Below are 1,344 nucleotides of genomic sequence, written 5' to 3'. Positions count from 1 at the left end.
ATATAAATATATTTAAAATTTGCAGAAAATTATAAATATAGTAGGCTATTATTCATCATAATAACCTACTATTATTTTACTTATTTAACTTTTCAATGTATTCTTTTATTGTTTTATTAGATAACTTAAACTTTTCTAATTCTTCAGCAGTCATATCTATCTCTACAACTTCCTTAACACCTTCAGCATTTAAAACTGCAGGTACCCCAGAAAATACATCAGTTTCTCCATATTCTCCATCTAATAGTGTAGAAACAGGAATAATTTTATTTTCATCATTAATAATAGCTTTTATTATCCCTACAGTGGAAGATGCTATAGCATAATATGTCGTTCCTTTTCTATTATATACTTCCCATCCCGCTCTAGCTGTATCTAGAACTAATTTATCTAAATCTATATCCCCTACTCTATCCTTATTATCTTCTATTACTTTTCTAAAAGGCTTTCCTCCAATATATACATGAGACCATGGAACCATTTGAGAATCTCCATGCTCTCCCATTGAATAAGCTTGAACACTTCTTGGATCTACATTAAATATATCTCCTATAAAATTCTTTAATCTTGCTGAATCTACTGATGTTCCAGATCCTATTACATGGTTCTTTGGTAACCCTGATAACTTATACACATAATATGATATTATATCCACAGGATTAGAGACTATTATAAAATGTCCTTTAAATCCACTTTCCATTATAGGATTTACAATTGATTCTGTTATTTTAGCTGATAGATCTAATGTATCTAATCTTGTTTGACCTGGTTTAGGAGGTGCTCCAGCTGTAATTACTACTATATCCACATCTCCACACTCTTCATATGATCCTACTCTAATCTTTGTATTTCTATTTAAATACTCTATACAATGTTTCAAATCCATTACTTCTCCAAGAGCCTTTTCCCTATTAATATCTATCATAATTACTTCATCACATACTCCTTGAGTAATCAGACTAAAAGCTGTACTAGAACCTACTAGTCCAGTTCCAACTATGGCTACTTTTCTTCTTTTTGAAAACATATTATCTCCTCCAACTAAATTAATTTTAAGCTATATTTAACTTTTTATTTCTGCAGTTATAAAACTTCTTATATAACTTATTATACTCTAACAATATTTTTAATAAACAAAAAAATCCTAAACTTACGTTTAGGATTTTGGTGCGTTATCAGGGGATCGAACCCGGGACACCCTGATTAAGAGTCAGGTGCTCTACCAACTGAGCTAATAACGCATATTAACCTGGCAACGTTCTACTCTCCCACACAGTCGCCCGTGCAGTACCATCGACGCTGTAGAGCTTAACTTTCCTGTTCGGAATGGAAAGGAGTGTTTCC

General features: G+C 31.8%; 1 protein-coding gene, 1 tRNA gene and 1 rRNA gene. All 3 read right to left on the bottom strand.

Going from position 1 to position 1,344, the window contains the following annotated elements; genetic code table 11:
• Positions 1 to 76 precede the first annotated feature (76 nt).
• Positions 77 to 1,027, bottom strand: coding sequence for an L-lactate dehydrogenase (locus E6248_RS16120; RefSeq protein WP_316341780.1), 951 nt, complete (start codon positions 1,025 to 1,027; stop codon positions 77 to 79).
• A gap of 138 nt (positions 1,028 to 1,165) precedes the next feature.
• Positions 1,166 to 1,241: transfer RNA gene (locus E6248_RS16115), tRNA-Lys, on the bottom strand.
• 6 nt (positions 1,242 to 1,247) lie between these two features.
• A 5S ribosomal RNA gene (gene rrf, locus E6248_RS16110) occupies positions 1,248 to 1,344 on the bottom strand; the annotation flags it as partial.

Source organism: Clostridium sp. (genome assembly GCF_032552055.1).
Lineage (GTDB): Bacteria > Bacillota > Clostridia > Clostridiales > Clostridiaceae > Clostridium.
The sequence above is the reverse complement of the archived record's forward strand: the minus strand, read 5'-3'. Positions and strand labels throughout refer to the sequence as shown.